16 protein-coding genes and 2 pseudogenes are annotated in these 20,628 nt (G+C 51.6%); all 18 read left to right on the top strand.

Annotated features, from left to right (window positions below):
• Positions 1–139: 139 nt before the first annotated feature.
• A complete protein-coding gene (locus HMPREF1246_RS00400; RefSeq protein WP_021736387.1) occupies positions 140–1,126 on the top strand; it encodes an ABC transporter substrate-binding protein in 987 nt (328 codons plus the stop codon).
• Positions 1,123–2,097 carry an iron ABC transporter permease gene (locus HMPREF1246_RS00395; protein ID WP_021736384.1) on the top strand — a complete coding sequence of 325 codons (975 nt, stop codon included), beginning with the start codon at positions 1,123–1,125 and terminating at the stop codon, positions 2,095–2,097. The genes HMPREF1246_RS00400 and HMPREF1246_RS00395 overlap by 4 nt, the downstream gene beginning before the upstream one ends.
• Positions 2,097–2,879, top strand: a complete 783-nt coding sequence (locus HMPREF1246_RS00390) for an ABC transporter ATP-binding protein (RefSeq protein ID WP_021736394.1) — start codon at positions 2,097–2,099, stop codon at positions 2,877–2,879. Before HMPREF1246_RS00395 ends, HMPREF1246_RS00390 begins: the two co-directional genes overlap by 1 nt.
• A gap of 10 nt (positions 2,880–2,889) precedes the next feature.
• Entirely contained in the window at positions 2,890–4,650 is a 1,761-nt protein-coding gene (locus HMPREF1246_RS00385) for an ABC transporter ATP-binding protein (protein ID WP_021736388.1), read from the top strand.
• A gap of 4 nt (positions 4,651–4,654) precedes the next feature.
• Positions 4,655–5,308, top strand: a complete 654-nt coding sequence (locus HMPREF1246_RS00380; RefSeq protein WP_021736400.1) for a MotA/TolQ/ExbB proton channel family protein — start codon at positions 4,655–4,657, stop codon at positions 5,306–5,308.
• Positions 5,305–5,709: a biopolymer transporter ExbD gene (locus HMPREF1246_RS00375; RefSeq protein ID WP_021736393.1), complete on the top strand. Its 405-nt coding sequence runs from the start codon at positions 5,305–5,307 to the stop codon at positions 5,707–5,709. Before HMPREF1246_RS00380 ends, HMPREF1246_RS00375 begins: the two co-directional genes overlap by 4 nt.
• A gap of 2 nt (positions 5,710–5,711) precedes the next feature.
• On the top strand, positions 5,712–6,443 hold the full coding sequence (locus tag HMPREF1246_RS00370) for an energy transducer TonB (protein WP_021736365.1): 732 nt from the start codon (positions 5,712–5,714) through the stop codon (positions 6,441–6,443).
• Positions 6,444–6,453: 10 nt separating this feature from the next.
• Complete coding sequence (locus tag HMPREF1246_RS00365; protein ID WP_021736360.1) at positions 6,454–7,317, top strand: ChaN family lipoprotein; 864 nt, start codon at positions 6,454–6,456, stop codon at positions 7,315–7,317.
• A 37-nt stretch (positions 7,318–7,354) separates the two neighbouring features.
• Entirely contained in the window at positions 7,355–7,513 is a 159-nt protein-coding gene (locus tag HMPREF1246_RS10540) for a hypothetical protein (protein ID WP_021736402.1), read from the top strand.
• A pseudogene (locus tag HMPREF1246_RS00360) lies at positions 7,510–9,089 on the top strand (TonB-dependent receptor plug domain-containing protein). Before HMPREF1246_RS10540 ends, HMPREF1246_RS00360 begins: the two are co-directional and overlap by 4 nt.
• 242 nt (positions 9,090–9,331) lie before the next feature.
• Positions 9,332–9,871 (top strand): flavodoxin family protein, encoded by a 540-nt coding sequence (locus HMPREF1246_RS00355; RefSeq protein WP_021736381.1) that lies wholly within the window; start codon positions 9,332–9,334, stop codon positions 9,869–9,871.
• Positions 9,868–11,274, top strand: a complete 1,407-nt coding sequence (gene hutW, locus HMPREF1246_RS00350; protein ID WP_021736399.1) for a heme anaerobic degradation radical SAM methyltransferase ChuW/HutW — start codon at positions 9,868–9,870, stop codon at positions 11,272–11,274. Before HMPREF1246_RS00355 ends, hutW begins: the two co-directional genes overlap by 4 nt.
• Before the next feature lie 514 nt (positions 11,275–11,788).
• Positions 11,789–13,096 carry a GGDEF domain-containing protein gene (locus HMPREF1246_RS00345; RefSeq protein WP_021736398.1) on the top strand — a complete coding sequence of 436 codons (1,308 nt, stop codon included), beginning with the start codon at positions 11,789–11,791 and terminating at the stop codon, positions 13,094–13,096.
• A gap of 16 nt (positions 13,097–13,112) precedes the next feature.
• A complete protein-coding gene (locus HMPREF1246_RS00340; RefSeq protein WP_021736407.1) occupies positions 13,113–16,217 on the top strand; it encodes an EAL domain-containing protein in 3,105 nt (1,034 codons plus the stop codon).
• A 1-nt stretch (position 16,218) separates the two neighbouring features.
• Positions 16,219–17,898 (top strand): hypothetical protein, encoded by a 1,680-nt coding sequence (locus tag HMPREF1246_RS00335; RefSeq protein WP_021736368.1) that lies wholly within the window; start codon positions 16,219–16,221, stop codon positions 17,896–17,898.
• A 52-nt stretch (positions 17,899–17,950) separates the two neighbouring features.
• Positions 17,951–19,283 (top strand): annotated as a pseudogene (locus HMPREF1246_RS00330) (nucleotide sugar dehydrogenase).
• 12 nt (positions 19,284–19,295) lie between these two features.
• On the top strand, positions 19,296–20,183 hold the full coding sequence (locus HMPREF1246_RS00325; protein ID WP_021736358.1) for a polysaccharide deacetylase family protein: 888 nt from the start codon (positions 19,296–19,298) through the stop codon (positions 20,181–20,183).
• A gap of 10 nt (positions 20,184–20,193) precedes the next feature.
• Positions 20,194–20,628: PilZ domain-containing protein (locus HMPREF1246_RS00320; protein WP_021736363.1), on the top strand; the 435-nt coding region annotated here is incomplete at its 3' end.

Genomic DNA, 20,628 nt, shown 5'->3' with positions numbered 1-20,628 from the left:
GTTTCTCATCGCGGTGAATGTTGACGAGCGTTGAATGACTATGCTATACTAGCTTAAGTTAGTTACAACTAATTTAAAATCAAGGTAGAATTTGATAATTAAAGAGCTAATTCATTTTATAGTTAGGAGAAACTAATTAATGAAACGAATCATAACCCTCATTTGCTGCCTCTGTACCTTTCTTTTTGCTGGCTGCTCCTTAAAGGAATCCGTTTCCGAATCCTCAAGCGGAAGAGCCCCCTTCGTCCTTTCCTATCCGGAAAGCCTGCAGAAACAAGGCTTTCCAGATGCCTTGTGCCTTGAAAAGAGGCCCAAACGGGTTGTGACGCTGACCAATTCTCCTGTCCTTGCCCTTTATGAACTGGGCGTAAACCAAGTTGGTGTCCCTGATACAAAGATCCTGGCTTGGCCCCAGGCAATCAAGGAAAAGGCCACGCTTTTCCAAACCGGTATGCGTTCCCAGATTGACCTAGAGTCTGTCATCGCCCTTTCACCAGATCTTGTCATTGTTGGCGTCCATGCTAAAGATACGTATGGAAAGCAGCTCGAAGCAGAAAAGATCCCTGTCTATTATGTCGATGCCGGGCCGACCGTCACCTATGAAGATGTGAAGGCCATGACCCTTATCCTGGCCAGTGCTTTTGACGATGGTTCAGGCAAGAAGGACGCCATCCGGAATCGCTTTGAAAAAGCAGAAGAAATGATGAAGGAAGCCCGCAGTCGCTATGACGGGAAAAAGGTCCTCATCCTCCAAGGGGCACCGCCTCGCTTTTACGTGCAGAACGAAGCCGGCACGGTGGGCTCCATGTTCTCCCTATTGGGCTTTAAGAATGTCGTCGGTAAGGGCGCCGGTCCCATGGTTCCGCTGAAGGAAGAAGAAGCCTTGAGCTATGAACCTGATCTCATTGTGTTTGTGAGCGGCATGGGCGGCGGAGACGAGACAAAAGTCCTCATGGAAAAAGAATTTGCGGCCCGACCCTTTTATTGGAACGAATTCCGTGCTGTCAAAAACGGTCAGCTGGTCTATTTACCACGCCGCTTTGCTGTTTCTGGCGGCCTTGAAGAAGTGGAACAGATCAAAGACCTTGTGAGTCTGCTGGATGCAGTTCCGGGAGCGGGCAAATGAAGAAACGGACTGGTTTCGTATTTTTGGCGCTTCTCATCGCACTTGGCATTCTTGCCGTTCTTGCCTTGGGAATTGGCAGCACCTATATTCCGCCTGGACAAATCCTCGAAGGCTTCTTTAAAGAAAATCGCATGGCCCGCGTCATTGTTGTTGGGCTGCGCCTGCCTCGTGTCCTTCTAGCCATCATGATTGGCATGGCCCTCTCCCTTGCTGGGGCCCTGCTTCAGGCTGTTATGAGAAACCCCTTGGCCGATCCAGGCATCATCGGGGTCTCTGCAGGGGCAGCAGCGGCTGCAACGTCGGTCATGCTCCTTTTCCCCCGTTGGCTTTCTCTTGTGCCGCTTGTAGCTTTTGTGGGCGCCCTTTTTGCCTGCGTCTTGATCTACCTTATGGCCTGGCGCCGCGGCATCGACCCGGTGCGCATTGTTCTTTCCGGCGTTGCCGTGAACACCGTTCTTGGTGCCTATACGTCTTTTCTGCAGCTCCTGAATTCCGATAACCTTGCAAACGTTCTGGGCTTTTTGAATGGGAGCCTTTCGGGACGCAGTTGGGGGCACGTGGAAACGGTGGTCATTTACGTGAGCATCGGCACCGTCCTTGCCTTTTTTGCCATACGCGGGGCCAACCTCCTGCAGCTTGGCGATGACGTGGCGCGAAGCCTTGGCGTCGATGTGAACAAGACCCGCATCCTGCTTTCCGCCTTAGGCGCCTTTTTGGCGGCGGCTACGGTTGCTGTCGCCGGTATGATTGGTTTTGTTGGCCTTGTCGTGCCTCATATGGCCCGCATGCTTGTCGGCCCGAACTATAAGGACCTTGTGCCAGTGGCGGCCGTCATGGGAAGCGTGACCTTGCTTTTGGCTGACACGGTGGGGCGCATGCTCGTGCCGGGCATGGAGATCCCTGTCGGGGTCATCATGGCCATGACAGGGGGACCCTTTTTCCTATACATGCTTCGGAGGAAACGTTTCTAATGTTTGCTATCAGTGGAACCAAACTTGATATTGGGTATGAAGAGCGCCTTGTTCTCAAGGACTTTGACATGACCGTAAGGAAGGGAGAAATCACAACTTTCGTTGGTCCTAATGGATCAGGCAAATCCACCCTTTTAAAGACCTTGACTCGCCTCATTTCTCCCCAAAAGGGCCGCATCACCTGCTGCGGCAAGAATCTTGATGAGATTCCAAACAGCGAATTTGCCCAGATGGTGGGCGTCCTGCCCCAGCACCATATCGCACCGCCAGGCTTTGTCGTAAAGGATCTCGTGAGTTTTGGCCGCGTGCCTTATCAGGCGTGGCACCAAACGATTACGGAAGAAGACGAGAAGGCCATCTGCCGCGCTATGGAAGCAACGGGCGTTTGGGACCTTCGGGATAAACCTCTTGTGAGCTGCTCCGGTGGGGAAGCCCAGCGCGTCTGGATTGCCATGGTCCTTGCCCAGGAACCGGATCTGCTTTTTTTGGATGAACCAACGACTTTCCTTGATATTTCCTACCAGCTTGAAATCCTGCGCCTTGTAAAGGAACTTAACAGGACCCTTGGCATGGGCGTCGTCATGGTTCTTCACGACCTGTCTCAGGCCATGAATGTCAGCGATCGCATCGTCGTGCTGAAGGATAGGAAAAAATACGCGGAAGGACCGCCCCAAAAAGTCATTACGGAAAAAATGATGAAGGACGTCTATGAAGTGGATTGCCGCCTTGTTCCCATCAAAGGAAAAGCCTGTCCCGTCCTCGTCTACGAAGATCTGCTGTAAGGAGTCTATCGTGATTGTCTATTTTATTCGCTCTCTTACGGCATATAAGGGCTGGTTTTTCTTCCTTGTCATTATTTCCGCTTTGGGCGGTCTTTTGGAACTTGTCTTTCCTCTGGGGGTTCGGGACCTTCTTGAAGAAGGGGTGTTCCTGCAAAGCTGGCCTGTTCTTTTTCGAAAGATTGGCTTTCTTGCCCTTGTGGAAGGGGCGGTCTTTCTCTTTTCCCTCCTTGGTTCCTATTATGGGGGAAAGCTCAGCGCCCGTGTGGAAAATGACCTGCGTATGACCCTCTTCCGACATCTGACGCACTTATCTTTTGCCTTTTTTGATTACAGCCGGACGGGAAAACTTATGGCAACCCTCATGGGAGACATCAGTGAAGCCGGTGACCTTGTAAGCCGCATTCCCGGCGATTTTGCCGTGAGCCTTGTGACGGCCGTAGGGACGATCATCCTTCTCTTATATCTCAATCGCCCCTTGGGCCTTGTCGTCATTGTCCTCATGGCCTTTAAGGTCGTCCATACCATCGTCATTAGCGGAAAGCTCCGGAACCAATATGGACGGAACCGAAGGGAATTTGGACACCTGTCCGCCTTGGGCGAAGAAAACCTGAGCGGTATCCGCATGATCCGCGCTTACAGTGCTGAGCATCATATCATCGAGGCTTTCCAAAAGGTGGCCGATGCCTACCTAAGGGCCCGGGAACAAACCTTTTTTCTTGGTGCTTATTTTGGTTCCAGCATCAGCCTCTTTACGCACCTCATCCAGTTTGCCATCCTCCTCATGGGCGTTTTTGAAATCCGCCGTGGTGCTATGACCATTGCCGACCTTGTGGCTTATTTCCTTTATGTGGGCGTGTTTATCAAGCCTGCCATGAAGCTCGTCTTTTTTGTTGAAGCGTATCAAAAGAGCATGGCTGGCTTCCGCCGCTTTTATGAGCTCATCAGGGTGGAAGAAGAAAGCGGCAAGGATCTCCCGCCCCTTGAAGCCCCGCATGGCACCATCGAGTTCCGCCATGTTTCCTTCCACTATAAAGGACTGCCCGATGTACTCCATGACTTGTCCTTTACGATCCGGAAAGGGGAGACCATCGCTTTTGTCGGTGAAACGGGCAGCGGAAAAACGACCCTCTTAAGTCTTCTCCTGCGCTTTTATGACCCTACCCAAGGGCATATCTATCTTGACGGCAAGGATGTGGCGGATTATTCCCGTGACAGCATTCGCAAGGCCATAGCCTTTGTCTCCCAGGATGTCTTCCTTTTTTCCGGAACCATTGCGGAAAATATTGCCTATGGGAACCTTTTTGCTGGTATGGAGGCCGTTCAAAAAGCGGCCGAAAGGGCCCATGCCGCATCCTTTATTGGGCGCTTTCCCCAAAGCTATGACACGGCTGTGGGGCAGCGGGGCGTCCGCCTTTCCGGCGGGCAGCGGCAGCGCATTGCCCTTGCCCGGGCGTTTCTTCGCGCGTCGCCCATCCTCATTCTTGACGAAGCAACGAGCGCTCTTGACAACGTGACAGAAGCCCAGGTCCAACGGGCCATGGAGAGTCTTCAGCGCGGGCGTACCACCCTCATTGTGGCTCATCGCCTGAGCACGATCCGCCATGCAGACCGGATCTTTGTCATGAAACGCGGGCGCATTGCGGAAGAAGGTACACTGGAGAACCTAATCGAGAAAAAAGGACTTTTTTGGAAACTTTGGACAAAGGAACAGAACCAGCCGCAGCCAAAGCGGCGGAACCGTTCCCGTCAGCATCTTGGAAAGAAGGGATGAAACGATGCAGCCATTTGCATCCGGTTTAAGTTATTTTGTTCGCGGAGGCTGGGTCATGTACCCGCTCCTTGTCTGTTCCATTGCAGCCGTAACCGTTGGCATCAACCGCTATCTGTTCTTTAAGAAAAAAGACAGCGGAAAGGTTTTTACGGAAAAATTTTGTACCCTCGTTGAAAATAACGACTGGGAAGGGGCCAAGAAGCTTGCCGATAGTACGGAAGGAGAAATCGCAAAACTTGCTACCATCGTCATGGATAAGCATGAAAATTACGAGTACCTGGAAAACTTCATTTCTTACCGGGCAGAACGTGCCATGGATAAATTTGAGAAGAACTTGGCTTTGCTCAATATCATCATCACTTTGGCCCCTGTCCTAGGCCTTTTGGGAACGGTCACGGGCATGATGGGGTCCTTTTCCAAACTTGTTGAACGCGGTCAAGATCCCATGGCCGTAACGGCAGGTCTTGCTGAGGCCTTCATTACGACGGTCTTTGGCCTTGTCATTTCCATCATTGCTGTCTGCATTCTCGGTTATTTCGAACGGCGCATGAAGAGCATTACGCTGAGCATCGAAGAAATGAGCAACACCCTTTTGGAGGCTGTACGCAAGAAATGTGAATGTCCCTGCGTGCTGCGAAAAGAGGAGAGGTCCCTATGATCCGTCTGAAAAAAAGAAAGAACCTTTCTGTGGGCATCATGATCAGCCCCATGATTGATATGAGTTTTCTACTCCTCGTCTTTTTTATCGTCAGTACCATGAACATGAACGAAGTGAAGACCCTCCCTGTGAAGCTGCCCCAAGCTTCCCAGGTCGAAGTCGATACAAAGAGCCTTTACCATGTGACGGTCCTGCCCGATGGCAGACTTTTCCTTGAAGATAAGACCCTTACGAAGGAAGCCTTTCTCCTGTGGGGGCGCAAGGCCGTAATCAAGGACCGCAATGTGTCCGTTGTGGTCTACGGGGACGGAAAAACGAATTACCAAAAGATCCTTGATGTGCTCGACCTCTTGAAAGAAGCGGGCATTACCCGTGTTGGCATGGCGGCAGAAAGGAGATAAGCATGGTGCTTTATGCAAAGGACCGAAGCCTCATGGCGTCAATCCTGATTCACCTTTTTTGTTTTGGCATTTTTAGCGTCCTTTCCTATCAAGGCCTCATGACTCATGTAAAAGGAAAAGGTCCCATCTACATGGTAGGCCTAAGCGGTGGGAGAAAGGGCGGGGCGCCTCCAGCGGCTGCCCCTTTTCGCACGAAGAACCTTCCGCCCCTGCCGGCAAGAAGTGATGACATGGTGACAGAAAAAAGTACCGCCCTTCCTTCTGCAAAGATCCTGCAGCCGTCCATTTCCAAGGATGCTTCTGCCTCTTTTGATGTATCCAATGACAGAGCGGAAAGCGGCGAAGGTTCGGAGAAGGGTTCCGGTGCAGGAACGGGTATGGGAGAAGGCACGGGTGACGGCGCAGGCGAAGCGGGCGGTTCTGGTTCCGGTGGACCTTCCTTTGATACGGACGCCATCCAGCCCGATGTATCACCGACGCTTCTTTCCGGAAGCGCCCCCAACTATCCCGAGGCCATGCGCAGCCGCGGCATCGAAGGACGCGTCACTGTCCAGATGGTGGTCGGAAAAGATGGCGCTGTCGAAGCGGCATCGGTCATCCAAAGTTCCGGCTATGGCGTTATGGATAAGGCGGCCCTGTCGGCAGCCTACACTTATGCCTTTGCCCCGGCTTATAAGGAAGGCTATGCCGTCCGCTGTTATGCCTCGAAGACCTTTGTCTTTGCCCTACACTAAGGAGAACCCTATGAAAAGAAAATGGATGATGGTCCTTGGCTTTCTGCCGCTCCTTATGGGGATTCCCCCAAGTCACCACCTCGACGCTGCGCCTGGTCTTTACCTTTCCAAGGCGGGCATGGCCCTGCCGGCTGGCACGGTGGCCCAGGAAGCTGCCCAAAGCGGGATCATATTTTTTGGCGAAGAACATACAAATGCCCTTTCCCACAAACGGGAATTTGAACTTTTGACGGAACTTTACCGCCTTGTTCCGGATCGCTTGGTCCTATCGTTGGAAATGTTTGAAAAGGACGTGCAGGCATCTCTTGATGCCTACCTTGCCGGTCGTATGACGGAAATGGAGTTCCTGAAAGTCAGCCGGCCGTGGCCCAACTATGAGCGGGATTACAGGCATCTTGTGGAATTTGCCAAAAAGAAGGGGCTTCCCGTCCTTGCGGCCAATGTGCCGCGCCGCGTCGCTTCCCATGTGGTCCAACATGGCAGTGCAACCGGCCTGGTTCTGGAAGACGCCCAGTACCTGCCCAAAGACCTTGAACCGTTAACGGGGGAATACCGGGAAAAGTTCCGCCGTGTTATGAAGCAAAACGCGGGCGTTATGCCCCTTGGCACGACAAGAAAGGAGGCTTTTTACAAAGCCCAGTGCATCAAGGATGCCGTGATGGCCGAAGCGCTCATGACTTACCTTGACGCCCATCCTGATGCTGTTATGTTCCATGTGACAGGCTCCTTCCATATGGAAGACGGCCTAGGAACGGCAGCCTATGTCAGGAAGCACCGGCCCGGGGTGCGTCTTTACCTTGTGTCGCCGCAGCACGAAGGGCAGCCCAAGGATAAAACAAGCACACTTCATGAAGTGTATTATGATTTGAAATGATACATACTTGAGGAGAAAGGATTTTTGAATTATAGATATGGGAAAAAACAAACAGAACCAGGTTTATGCAGGCGTTCTCCTGGCCCTTTTCATGGGCATTACACCGAATGCCTTTGCAGGCGGGGAGCCCCTTTCCACGTACGACCTTGGGGAAACGGTCGTTACAGCGACAAAAACTAAGCTTGAGTGCCCATGACGACATCGGTCATCAAGGAAGAAGACATCAAAAAGGGCGGTGCTTACAATGTGCGTGACGCGCTAAAGCCCCTTACCAGGCTCAATGTCATGGAAGCGGGCATGACCGGAAACCAGGTCTCCATTCGCGGCATGGGAACCTCGTCCACCCTCATCCTTATTGACGGCAGACGCCTTGCCGGAGAGGATTCGGGAAGTACCATGAATGTGTATGAGCTCAATCGCATGAGCCTTGATGAGGTGGAGTGCATCGAAGTCATGCGCGGCGCTGGATCCGGCCTTTACGGCAGCAATGCTATGGGCGGCGTCATCAATATCATCATCAAAAAGAACAAAAAAGCCGGCGGTTATGTCGGCACTTGGTTGGGCGGTCGGGAACAAGCTTTGTACGGCGGTGTGTTGACGGGCAAGGTGGGGAAATTGAACCTTGACGTCAATTACAATCTTACAGAAGTAAGAAAAGCGGACCGGGACGGCGACTCCAACATGTATGGACCGCGGCGCTATGTCGATTTCAAGGGCCGCTGCCAGTTTGATGAAACGCGGGGCCTTTCTTTTGGGGCGTCCTATATGAAGGAACAGTATGGGAGCTTTTCCGAAGGTGATCCTACGGCGATGAGCGCGTCCGCCCGCGATGATATGACGGAATGGTATGATAACAATCGCCAAAGTTATTTCGTCAAATACGACGGCTATCACAGCAAAAATGATTATGAGTTCCAGAACGACTACAACCGCTTGGGCAAGAAATCCCGAAAAAAGACGCCCGGCGTCTGGCAGGACTTTGACCACAGCAAATACGAAACATACGTTGTTGAAGTAAAGAATACCTATCATGTCGATGAGCATCATACCGTGACCTATGGCGGTGAGTACCGCAAACAAAAGGCCGGCGGCACGCGCCTTGGCACAGGTGCCGGGAACCGGACAGAAGAAACCTATCTAGGCATGACCAAGCCATATGGCTCGGCCGATGTGAAAAGCTATGCCTTCTACGTACAGGACGAATGGAACCTGACGGATATACTGTTCTTTGTCCCGTCCCTTCGCTATGACCATCACGACAGCTTTGGCGGGGAACTTTCTCCGCGGACGGGCCTTACCTATGCCATGAGCAAAAACAGCCGGATCAAGACAAACTATGGCGCCGGCTACCGGGCTCCGTCCATCATTGAGCTGTACTCCCATATGGACCGCAACATGGGCCGCATGCAGATCCAGGTTTGGGGCAATGAACATCTTGACCCGGAAAAATCAGGACCTTCGATATCGGGTTTGAGGCAGAAAAAGATAAGGCGGGGGCGAAGGTCACCTATTTCCACAACAAGATCGATGACCCTATCTCCTCGCAGTACCAGGGCCGCTTCGGACGGACTGTCCGCTACCAGTACATCAATATTGACAAGGCCGCCATGAAGGGACTTGAAAGTGAAGTGACCTACCGCTTCGATGATCATTGGCATGCCAAGCTTTCCATGACCTATCTGGATGCTAAAAATAAGCTCACCCAAGCGCCTTACAGGCAATGCCCGCATGAACGGTCTCGCCGAACTTTCCTATACGACGGGCAAGGATAATCCTTGGACCATGACACGTTATAACCAGTGGTACAGGATTATCTCAACGGCGATGGGTAAAATTACACCTACAGCACGACGAACTTCGTCGTCACCAAGGACCTTGGCAAGAATACCCACCTTTATGCCGGTGTGGACAACATTTTTGATAAACACTTCTCCAATGATGACAACTTCTCCATCTGCGGCCGTATCTGGAGAGCGGGCGTAGAATTGACCTTCTGATGAAAAGGAGTTTTACCATGAACTATCTTGTACTTTATTCTTCCCGCACAGGAAATACGCGCATGGTGGCCCGAGCCATCCAAAAGGCCCTGCCGGAAGGCACGCCCTGCGTTGATATCAAGGACCTCAAGGAAAGCCTGCCCGAGGGCACCACTTCCTATGACTGCGTCTTCATGGGCTATTGGGTCGATAAGGGAACCGCCGATGAAGCAAGCCGCACTGTCCTAAAAAGTCTTGATAATCCCTATATTGCCCTTTTTGCAACCTTGGGCGCCGACCCTAAGAGCCCCCATGCTATGAAAAGTTTGGAACAGGGTGCCGCCTGTCTGCCGGATGGGAAAAAAACCCTAGGCGCATTCATCTGTCAGGGCAAAGTAGATCCCAAGCTTATTGAAGCGATGTACCGCATGTTCCCCAGTGACAATATCCATGGGAAGAATCCCAAAAATGAAGCCCGTCACAAGGCCGCCTCCACCCATCCTGATGAAAAGGATTTGAGCGATGCCGCTCATTTTGCCCATGAAATCCAGCTCATGGTGGAAGAGGGACGGAAATGACGGTCAAAGACCTAGCTGCTTATATAGCAGCCCTGCCGGAAGAGGAACGGATCCTGCAGTTTGGTAAAAAGGCGGCAGATCCCCTGCAAGGGGCTTTCCGCCATAAGCGTGTCGTCCACGCCGGCCTCAAGGGGCGCATGATTCCACCCGATAAGGCTCAGGCGCGTTGGAATGCCCTCATGAAGCGTCCCGTAGAAGGAAATCCGCTGCAAATGGCCTATCTTCACATCCCCTTCTGCAAGACCAAATGCCTGTACTGCGGCTTCTTTCAAAACGGGACGGATACGTCCGTCGAAGATCGTTATGTGGACCATCTCCTTATGGAACTTGCTCAGGATGCCGATAAACCGAGGCTTCAAAGTGCGCCCATCCAGGCCGTCTTCATTGGCGGCGGCACACCGACAAGTCTATCTCCCTCCAACATCCGGCGTTTATTGCGCGCTATCCGTAAGACCCTGCCCCTTGCCAACGACTATGAACTTACCCTCGAAGGGCGCGTCCATGACCTTGTGGAAGAAAAAATGGATGTCTGGATGGAAGAAGGCGTCAACCGCATCTCCCTGGGTGTCCAGTCCTTTGACACGAAGGTTCGTCAGCAAGTGGGCCGCATCGATACGGGAGAAGAAGTCATGAAGCGGCTCCAGAAGCTCAGCGCCTACAATCAGTGCGCCGTCATCATTGACCTCATGTATGGCCTGCCGGACCAAACCCTTGACGTGTGGCAGGAAGACCTGCACCATCTTGTGGAAAGCGGTGTCGATGGGGCGGACCTCTACCAGCTTGACGTCTTTGAAAATAGCGACCTTCATAAGCGCATTGAAGAAGGTCGCCTTTCGCCGGCGGCCACAACCCTCATGCAGACGGAAATGTTCCGTATAGGAAGACGCTATATGGCCCAATGGGGCTGCAAGCGGATCAGTCACTGCCACTGGGCTAAAAACAATCGGGAACGGAGCCTGTACAATACCCTTGCCCGCAGCGGAACCCATCTGTTTCCTTTTGGCTGCGGCGCTGGCGGTCATGTGGACGGCGTATCGACCATGCTTCACCGCGTATTGGAACCTTATGAAGGTATGGTGGCAAGGGGAGTGAAACCTTTTATGTTCCTTTCTGAAGTTTCCCCTTTTGCGGCCTATGAAGCCCGCGTCCAAGGAGAGATGAATCAGTGCCATCTAAATCTCGATGCCCTCATGGCGCTTGATTCGCGTCTTGTGAGCCTCTCCCACTTGGGAGACCTGTGGGAAGAATACGGATTATGGCACTTTAATGGAATCCAATATGACCTGACGGAAGCAGGCGAATTTTGGGTTGTGAATATGACCCAAACCCTCCTGGAATGTATCCAGTGGCTTCTGGGAGGAGAAAAAATCATGAACCATGCGCCGGTTGCAGCACAAGGATAATGCATCAAAAAGGACGGGGAATGCCTTTCTTCCCGTCCTTTTTCTGTGTCTTAGGGGAAAGCCCCATAGGGAAAGAAAAATGTGAAATTTTTGTGAAAAATTTCAATCTGTTTCATCCTTATCATTTCTTGATAAAAACAATGACTGTCTTCATAGAACATTTATTAATAAAGAATTTTCAAGAAAATAGTCTTATTTTTTGTACTCTATCCAGGGAGGTCCCCATTATATGGGAAAGAGTCCGTTTCATCCCAAATCAGAAAAAATTCCGCCAATAAGAATTGGTCTTTATCAAAAATTTCCACTTAATAATGATTATAAATGTAACCTATGATGGAACGGATTATCTTGGCAGCGTCTAGATGAGCCTTATTGTCATAAGGATATTTCATCATGTATAATACGACTATATTGCTTGTTTTTAATGGGAATGAGAGGGAAATATTGGCAACAAACAGCAACTGATTAGGTTATTTACCCTCATTGTGGGGGAGAAAGCGAGGAAAACGGCATCATGGCTTCACAAAACCACATATGGTCACCTTATGGCGTCAGTATCAATCAGGATCCCTTCTATGATGATGGAAATAGTCCGGAGGAATCCTTCCAAAACTTGATGGCCCAATTCAGTCAGCATCTTGATGGAAAACGGGTCTATATTTTGGAAAAGATTGGTCCTGACAGTTTTATTATGACCTATGAATGGAAGGTTTCCGCTGTTTCAGAGCGGGAAATGCATCAAGTCTTCACGGCCTCCCAGATTGAAGCCCGTTTTCCCCATATTTGGACACAAGAGGTCGTAGAGACGGAAAAGGCCTATGCGGCCCCTTTGAAGCGTCATGGCAACATCATTGGCATCATCGGGTTTGATAAGGACCCGGATAAGCCGCACCATGACAGTTCACAATCGGTTCGGCTGCTTGGTTTTTTTGTCTCGACCCTTCTTTACAATTGGAAGCTCATTGAACGGCTCCAGGTCCTCGGTTATACAGATCCTCTGACCGGGGTAGGCAATTTCAATCGGCTTCTTTCCGCCCTCGACCATTTATCGGATGAAACAAGCTTGGGCGTCATTTTCGCTGATGTTTCGGGGCTTAAGAAGATCAATGATAATTATGGCCATGAGGCGGGCAATGACCTTTTGACCCGGGTTACGGGAACCTTGATTCAGGTCTTTGATAAAAAGCAGGTGTTTCGCGTTGGTGGGGATGAATTCATCATTCTCGATGATGGCATCAAGGAAGCGTCCTTTCTGGAAAAGGTCAGGGAAATCCGTATGCTCATGGCGTCCCGGAGCATCAATCTTGCCGTGGGCGTTGTATGGGTTCCGCAGTTTTCGATGGATTTTTCCGTCTTGAAAGAAAAAGCCGACCGCCGTATGTACGAGGAAAAAAGGGCATTCTATGAAAAAATGGGACAGGAGGCGCCTGTATACCATCAAAACAGCGCGGAGGAACTGTCCCTTCGCATCAACTGCGATACCGTGCCTTCGCCATTTTTTGTCTTCGCCGTGGAACGTGATAGCGTGGGGGCAATTAAAAACATTCGCATCAAGGTCGTGAACCAGGCCTTTGCCGACCTTTTTAACATGCGTCCTGAACGCTGGACCAATCGTTCCATCATGCCGCTGCTCAAGGCTCCGGATCAGCCCCTGTGGGCGTATATCCATAAAATGGCCAATGAAAAGGAAAATGTAACCTTTCGCATCAAGAGCCAGTTTCTCCAGGAAGAGATGTTGATTTCCATGAAGATGACGTCTCCTTATTATGGAACCCTCGTCATGATGCCCCTCGGCCAGAAATCGCAAGTGCCGTGTCTTTGAAGAAGAAGGTGTTCTTATGAATGTTCAAGCATACGACATTGCCAAATTAAAGGAAGCGCAGGGAAATCGTCTGGACAGCACCAGTGATTTCTGGATGCAGGCCGAACAGCTCCAAAAGGAACTTCTCCAGCAGGGGAAGAAGGCCTGCTACATTTTCCTTGATCTTGAAAATTTTCGATTCATCAATATGCAGGGGGATATCAGTGAAGGGGCCCATTTGCTCACGGAAGTGTCTGCCCTGATCCATCAGACCTTTCCCGATGCCCTGATTACGCGCGGTGCCTCCATACAGTTTGCGGTTGTGACCGGGGTCCCGGATGTGCGGGAGCGGCTGATCCATCTCCATAAGAAGGCGCTTTCCCTGCGCAGCAACAATCAGCTTGACTTAAAGGCAGGCATATTCATTGTTTCCAATCCCCAGATCAGCCCCATTACCGCTTCGGATTATGCCAAAGCAGCCTGTGCCCATATCAAAAAGGACTATCAGGCGGTTTACCGGGAATATGACGAAGACCTTCAAAAACATTTGGCCATCGATCACTATGTGGTGACCCATTTGGAAGAGGCCCTGAAAAACCACGATATCAAGGTTTTCTTCCAGCCCATTGTCCGGACCTTGACCTGTAAGGCCTGTGCGGCAGAAGCCTTGGCTCGTTGGGATGACCCCCAGTATGGCCATTTGTTGCCCTCTATCTTCATCAAACCGCTTGAGGCTACGCAGCTGATCACTAAATTGGATCTTTATGTTGCCGAAGAAGTCTGCCGTCTTTATGAGGACCTTCAGCTCCGGCCTGATGTCAATTTGCCCATTTCCATCAATTTTTCCCGCAGTGATTTCCAGAATTGTGAGATCCGCAGGGAGCTCGACCGGCTCCGAGCACAATATCACGTGCCGGACCATGCTCTGTGCGTGGAGGTTACGGAACGTGATTTCTGTGATGATGTATCAGTCCTCAAGGACCAGATCAAGGATCTGCGGGATCATGGCTATGAAGTCTGGATGGATGATTTTGGAAGCGGTTTTTCCTCTTTGAGTCTCCTCAAGGATCTGGATGTGGATCTGGTCAAGTTTGACTTGCGCTTTCTTGTGGGCAGTGCCCATATCAACCGGGGAAACTTCATCATCGGGGCCCTCATTGCCATGGTCAAGCAGCTGGGGATGAAGACTCTTGTAGAAGGGGTTGAAACCGAAGCGCAGTTGGAGTATCTCCAAAGCGTGGGCTGTGAACGGATGCAGGGATATCTCTACAGCCGGCCCATCCCGTTTGCCCAACTGTTGGATCTTGCCATCTGGGATACGGATGAAACGGCATCCAATTGCCGGTATTACAATGCCGTGGGCTGCTGCAACATGGTGCAGGCCATGCCGGAACCGGTTTCCCATGGCAAGGACGAACGGCTGGTCCTTCCCTCCCTGCCTGCCTGCATCGTCGAATATCAGGCGGGGAAGCTGAGCCTTCTTGAAACGAACGCGGCCTTTACGGCGCGGGAAGGGCAGCTGGCATTTCGTGATTCCGCGGCTTTCAATGAATATATGGGACAGGCAGGGACTTTTTACCGTAGGAACCTTCTGCAGGCCATCAAGCAGTGTCAGGATACGCAAATGGGCATCACCATTGAGGTCCTCAGTCATAATGAAGTCTGTACCCTGCGCATTGACCCCATTGCCCGAAATGAGTCAAATGGCGCGGAAGCTTTTCTCATCATTCTGACCGGTGTCCGCACGTCGGCTTTCAAGGACCGAAAGGCGGCTGTCCAGAGCATCATGAATGGGATTTTTTCTCTTTTTGATAGCTTCTTTGCCCTTAACCTGACAAACCAGACCGTCCATCGGATCAAGGTGGGAATGAGCGTGATCGATGAAATCGAACGGCTGCCCCTGCCTTTGTTTTTGCGGGAATGGGCAAGGCGGCACGTTTTCTCGGAAGACTGGAAGCGCTTTCTGCAGTTTTATGATTTAGCCACCTTGGTCACTCGCATCAATGAATCAGGATGTGGCTATCTTTCCACTTTTTTCAGGGTCACGAGCAGTGAACAGGAAAATCGCAATGGCTGGCAGCTCCATTTGGTCTGGCTCTCAGGGGAGCCTTCTGATGTCAAGGTCTATTGCGGAACGGTCAACCTGCGCCATTTCATGGGGGCCCAGATGCCTCGGCCCATGGAACCTATTTTGGCGCGAAACAAGCTGGTTCCGTCTCCCCAGCTGGATAAGACGGACGCCATTTTGCCAGAGGTCCTCTGGGAAGCCATGATCCATTTACCGGAAATGAACGTGTACTGGAAAGATGTCAGGGGCCGCTTCCTGGGGGCCAATGATGCTTTTTTGCATTATTTCAACCTTTCTTCCCTGGATGATATCCTCGGTCAGTCGGAAGAGGAACTGGGCTGGAATGTAGAATTTGACCCCACCTACCGGGAAGAGGAAATGCTCCTTGGGCAGATTCCGGTCATTTCGGAGGAAAAGGTCCACTGCATGGCCAAAGGTATGATCCGCACGGTCATGATGAACAAGATTCCCCTCATTGAAGGCGGACGAATTGTCGGCAGTCTTTCTTGGTTCCGCGATGTGACCCGTTTTACCCAGATCCAGGCAGAACTCAAGAAAAAAAGCGTTATAGATGCCTTGACAGGCGCATTGAACTACCAAGGGTTCAAGGAAACACAGTCCCATTTTGTGGATAATTATCAAAAGTGGGACCTTGACTTCATCTTGATCTATATGGACCTGGATGATTTTAAACACTGCAATGATGCCTATGGTCATGGGTTTGGCGATATGGTCCTTCAGGAAGGGGTCAAACGTCTGCAGAAGATCTTTAACCATTATGGGGTCGTCGCCCGTGTGGGAGGCGATGAGTTCATTGCCCTCCTGCCTATTGTTGGATCCGAAGACATCCGCCGGATCAAGCAGGAAATCCAGCAGTCCCTCAAAGCGCCCCTGTCCATTGACGGTAGGTCCTACCTGGGTGGAATATCCGTGGGCATTGCCCGCTATTCCGAAACAGAGGACATGGATGCCCTGCAGGAACTTGCTGATCAGCGGATGTACGAAGATAAGAAAAAACGTAAGAAAATGCAGGATCTTACGTATGGATACCTAGCGACCACGGAAGGAAATTAACGTGAGGTTATATCGAATTGATTATCCTAAAATCCTTTGGGGGATTGTGCTCCTAAGCCTCCCTTTTGCGATGCCCCGTGCTGCCGAAGCTGAACCGACTCGAAAAGAGACGGCACGGCAAGTGGGACTGGCCCTTTCTCAGGCGGATGCCCCGACCCGTCAGGAAGCGGTGAAAAAACAGCTGGCAGCCTTTTCTGAACTGTCGCGCCTTACGGCCCGGGAAGCGGCCATGGTAAGCGTCCTTGAAAAGGAATACAAACGAGCCTATTCAGCCTATGAAAAAGCTCAGCAAGCGCTTGAAGAGACGGAAAAAAAGAAGATCTACGCGTCCCTTCAAAGCGGCGATGAAGCAGTGATGGCCCCCCTTGAAAAAGAAGCTTCGCATCGGGAAAAAATCCTTACAGATGCCAGCGTCCGTCTTGCTCTTATCAAAAGAAGGCTCGAGCCGGCAAGAAGCCAACTTGCAGCCTTGACGGCAAGAAGGGATGGGGTGCTGGATGAAATGGCAGGCCTTGTGTCGCCAAAAAAAGCGCCTTCGGGAGTTCTTCCTCCTGCATCAACTGACGCGGCAATCTTGAAAGAAGGGAAAAATTTGGCAGAAGCCCCGTCCGTCCCGACGGAAACCTTGACGGACCTACCCCGCAAACAGGCTGAATATGCCGAAGAACTGGCAGACCTTGGCTATTATGAGGAAAAACGCGCTCAGGACCTCGCCGTCCTTGAAACGCCGGAACCGGCCGTCGATCTATCCAAAAGATTCAAGATTGATGGGGAACTTCGGATTGATAACAATGATACGTCCAACCATCATGCCGTCGATCCGGAACGGAAGCGGATCCAGTTCCCTGATGACCGGCTGCGGCTGCGCGCCAGGATCTACATGGATTACAACCTGGATAATAACTGGCATGCTATCGGGATGCTTGAAAGCGAGAAGGCCCTCCATGGCGATGACAGCATGAACGGGACCATTGATCTTGATCGGTACTACCTGAAAGGGGCTGTCGGAAAAGTCATGGTCATGGCCGGTGCTTTCGGTAAGACCTTGGCAGAGGGAAATATCTATGACAGCCGGTTCAAGGGCATACAAGTCGCCTATGGCGATCATCATCCCTGGTACTACGAAGGGGCTTTCGGCAAGGTCAATGAGGCCGATGAAGTTACGGCACTTACTGCCATTTACCAAAAAGGAGAGCACAAACTCTCTTTAGGGGCCTACGGGTTCCGCATGGATGGGGGCAACAACCGGAACATCGGCATGCTTGGTTATGAGATGCCTCTTGGTGGCTGGTGGCGTGTGGGAGCCCAGTATCTTTTGGGACACGATGAAACAGAGCCCGGCGGCAGCGGCGGTGTCTTTTCCTTGAGCCGCGGCGAGGAAAACAGCTGGGAAAAGGGCAACCTCTATACCTATGCCAAGTATTACTACCAGCCGCGGGCAACTTACGTGGAACATACCATGAATGGGGTGGCTGATTATATGCATGGATTCAAGGGCTATGGACTGGGTCTGTCCTACACGCTGACCCGCGACTGGGTCCTGAGCCTTGAGTACGATGATTTGGAAGACCTTCAGTACGGGACGCGCAGCCGCACCCTCTGGGCAGGCCTTTCCTACTATTTCAAGAATTACGGGAATGAGGAACCTGAAGATCAGGATAAGACGGAAGGAACGAAATGAATGTCTTTGGCGGCCTTGTCTGTCAAAGTGAAAGGAAAAAGAGGAAATAAGGATGAATGCTATTGATCTATGCAGCGATCTGACCGCCAGAAAATCAAAACTGGCTGTCGTCGGATTGGGTTATGTGGGGCTGCCGCTGGCTGTCCAATTTGCCAAACACTATGACGTCATCGGTTTTGACACCAATGAAAAAAAGGTGGCCCGCTACAAGGCGGGCGTTGACGTGACAGGGGAGGCAGGGGACGCAGCCCTTAAGGAAACGGACTGCCAGTTTACGGCCCAGGAAGAAGCGCTGAAAGATGCGCGTTTTTTTTGTCATCGCTGTCCCAACCCCACTCAATGGGGACAATACACCGGACCTGACGGCGGTCAAAGAGGCAACGGCCCTTGTGGCCCGCCATCTTTCCCGGGGCAGTATCGTCGTTTATGAATCAACTGTCTATCCCGGCGTGACAGAAGATATCTGCCGTCCTATCCTGGAGCGAGAAAGCGGATTTGCCTGCGGGCCTGATTTTAAGATTGGCTATTCACCGGAACGCATCAATCCGGGCGACCGCCAGCACCGGCTTTTCAACATTGTCAAGATTGTCTCCGGAATGGACGGGGAAACGTTGGATGCAGTGGCTGACGTCTATGGATCCATCATTGAAGCTGGAATCTATCGCGCTCCCACCATTAAGGTCGCCGAAGCCGCCAAACTGGTCGAAAATTCCCAGCGGGATATCAATATTGCCCTCGTCAATGAATTTGCCATGGTCTTTAGCCAAATGGGCATTGAGACCAAGGAAGTCATCAAGGCCATGAATACCAAATGGAATGCCCTGGGTTTTTATCCCGGTCTTGTAGGGGGACACTGCATCGGCATCGATCCCTACTATTTTGTCTACCAGGCCGAAACCTTGGGCTATCATTCCCAGGTCGTTTCTGCCGGACGCCGCATCAACAATGGCATGTCAAGTTTTGTGGTGCGCCAGGTCCAGACCCGGCTTCTGCAGGCCAAGATCGATATCTGCAGGGCCAATCTTTTCCTTTTTGGCATGACCTTCAAGGAAGACTGCCCTGATGTCCGAAATTCCCGGTCCTACGATGTTTATGAGGAATTCCGCAAGTGCGGCCTTTCTCCCAAAATGGTCGATCCCTGTGCCGATAAAGAAGAAGTCAGCCGTCTTTATGGGCTCGAACTGACGCCCTTGGAAGCTGTTCATGATGCGGACTGCATTGTTTTTTTGGTCCAGCATGAAGTCTTCCGAAAGCTGCAGATCGACGAGGCGGCAAGCTTGTTCCGCCGGCCAAAACCAGGACAGAAACAGGTCCTCATTGACGTCAAGGGCATGTTTGAACGGAAAGCTTTTGAAGAAAAAGGATTTCTTTACTGGAGTCTATAAAAGGAAGTGCCCATGAAAAGTGAAACCAAACTAAAAGTGGGACTGGTCCTTATCTTTTGTCTTTTCCTTGGGGGCGGAATGTATGTCATCAAGGGAATGGTAAAAGACCTCAATGCCCGGGACATCACGCGGTTCATGGCTGAACCGGCTGCTTCCTACGAGGCTTCGGAAGACGCCGTCAAAAAGGCGGTTGAACGCTATCAACAGGGCATTGGACCGGCCCGTCTCCTTGCTCGTCCTGACTCTTCTTCGGTACTCCTTGTTTTTGATGGACTGCCCTCCAAGACGGATACCGAGCGGCTTCTTGCGGTTCTTCGCAGCCATCAGGTGAAGGCCTTGTTCTTTGTAGAAGGGGAAAATGCGGCCATGGACAAGGAGCTTGTGCGCAAGATCAAAGGAGAAGGTCATTTGCTGGGAAACTTTACCTTCCATGGACAGGCCCAGGCAGAGACCCTGCCGATTGCTAAGTTTATGGCGGAAGCTGTGGCTGCCCAGACGGCCCTAACGGATCTTACCGGGTCAGCTCCGCAATATATGCGGGCCCCAAGAACGAAGGTTACGGCCGACCTTCTGGTAAGGACAGCCGCGGCTGGTCTTCCCGTATATGTAGATACACCCCTCCTGTTTTACCCCAGTCAGATGGCAACCAAAGACAACGTCAAAACATTTGCCCTTGGCGTGGGTGGGGGGAGCATCCTTGCCGTGGAAAGCGGCGTTCCCGTCGTGGGCGGACCTAAAAAGCCCAAGGTCCAAACCGGGAAAAATGGGCCCATCGAGCACCCGCCCACAGTCAAGGACCGTCCCGAAAAAGCGGCTTCGGACGGGGCCAGTTTAGCGGAAAAAGTAGAGGTCTTGATTGAGTCCCTTCAACAGCGGGGCCTTAAGATTGTTGGATTGTAGGAGAAGGATTGTGAAAGAACATTGTGATGTCCTCACGAGGGAGAAAAAAGACCGTCGATTGTTATCCCATGTGCCGGATGCATCGGGCGTGCGCAGCCATCGGGACCGCCGCAGAGGAAACGGCGGCGGACGGGGCCCTGAGGATTTTGGTGCCTATATCAGGGAAGATGCTGCGGGACGGCGCTATCTCGTGGATTATGAAGTTACCGTCCGTGTAGAAAAGGACCGTATCAAGGCACGGGCCCTTGACATCTCAACAACGGGCATGCTTCTTCATGCCGAGCTAGGCTGTGACGAATCCTTGCTGACTGAAGGAACAACGCTTTCCCTTTCTTTTGAAATAACCCCGGGAACCCTGCCTGAAGGATACGAAATGAAAATCAAGGACCTAGGGGCCACGGTTGTTAGATCGTTCCATAAAGAGAATGCGGAGGGCCTTTTTATT

Origin of the sequence: Acidaminococcus sp. BV3L6 (assembly GCF_000468835.1) — a bacterium.
GTDB classification, from domain to species: Bacteria; Bacillota; Negativicutes; order Acidaminococcales; family Acidaminococcaceae; genus Acidaminococcus; species Acidaminococcus intestini.
Note: the sequence above shows the minus strand (reverse complement) of the source record. Positions and strands in the feature narration are given on the sequence as shown.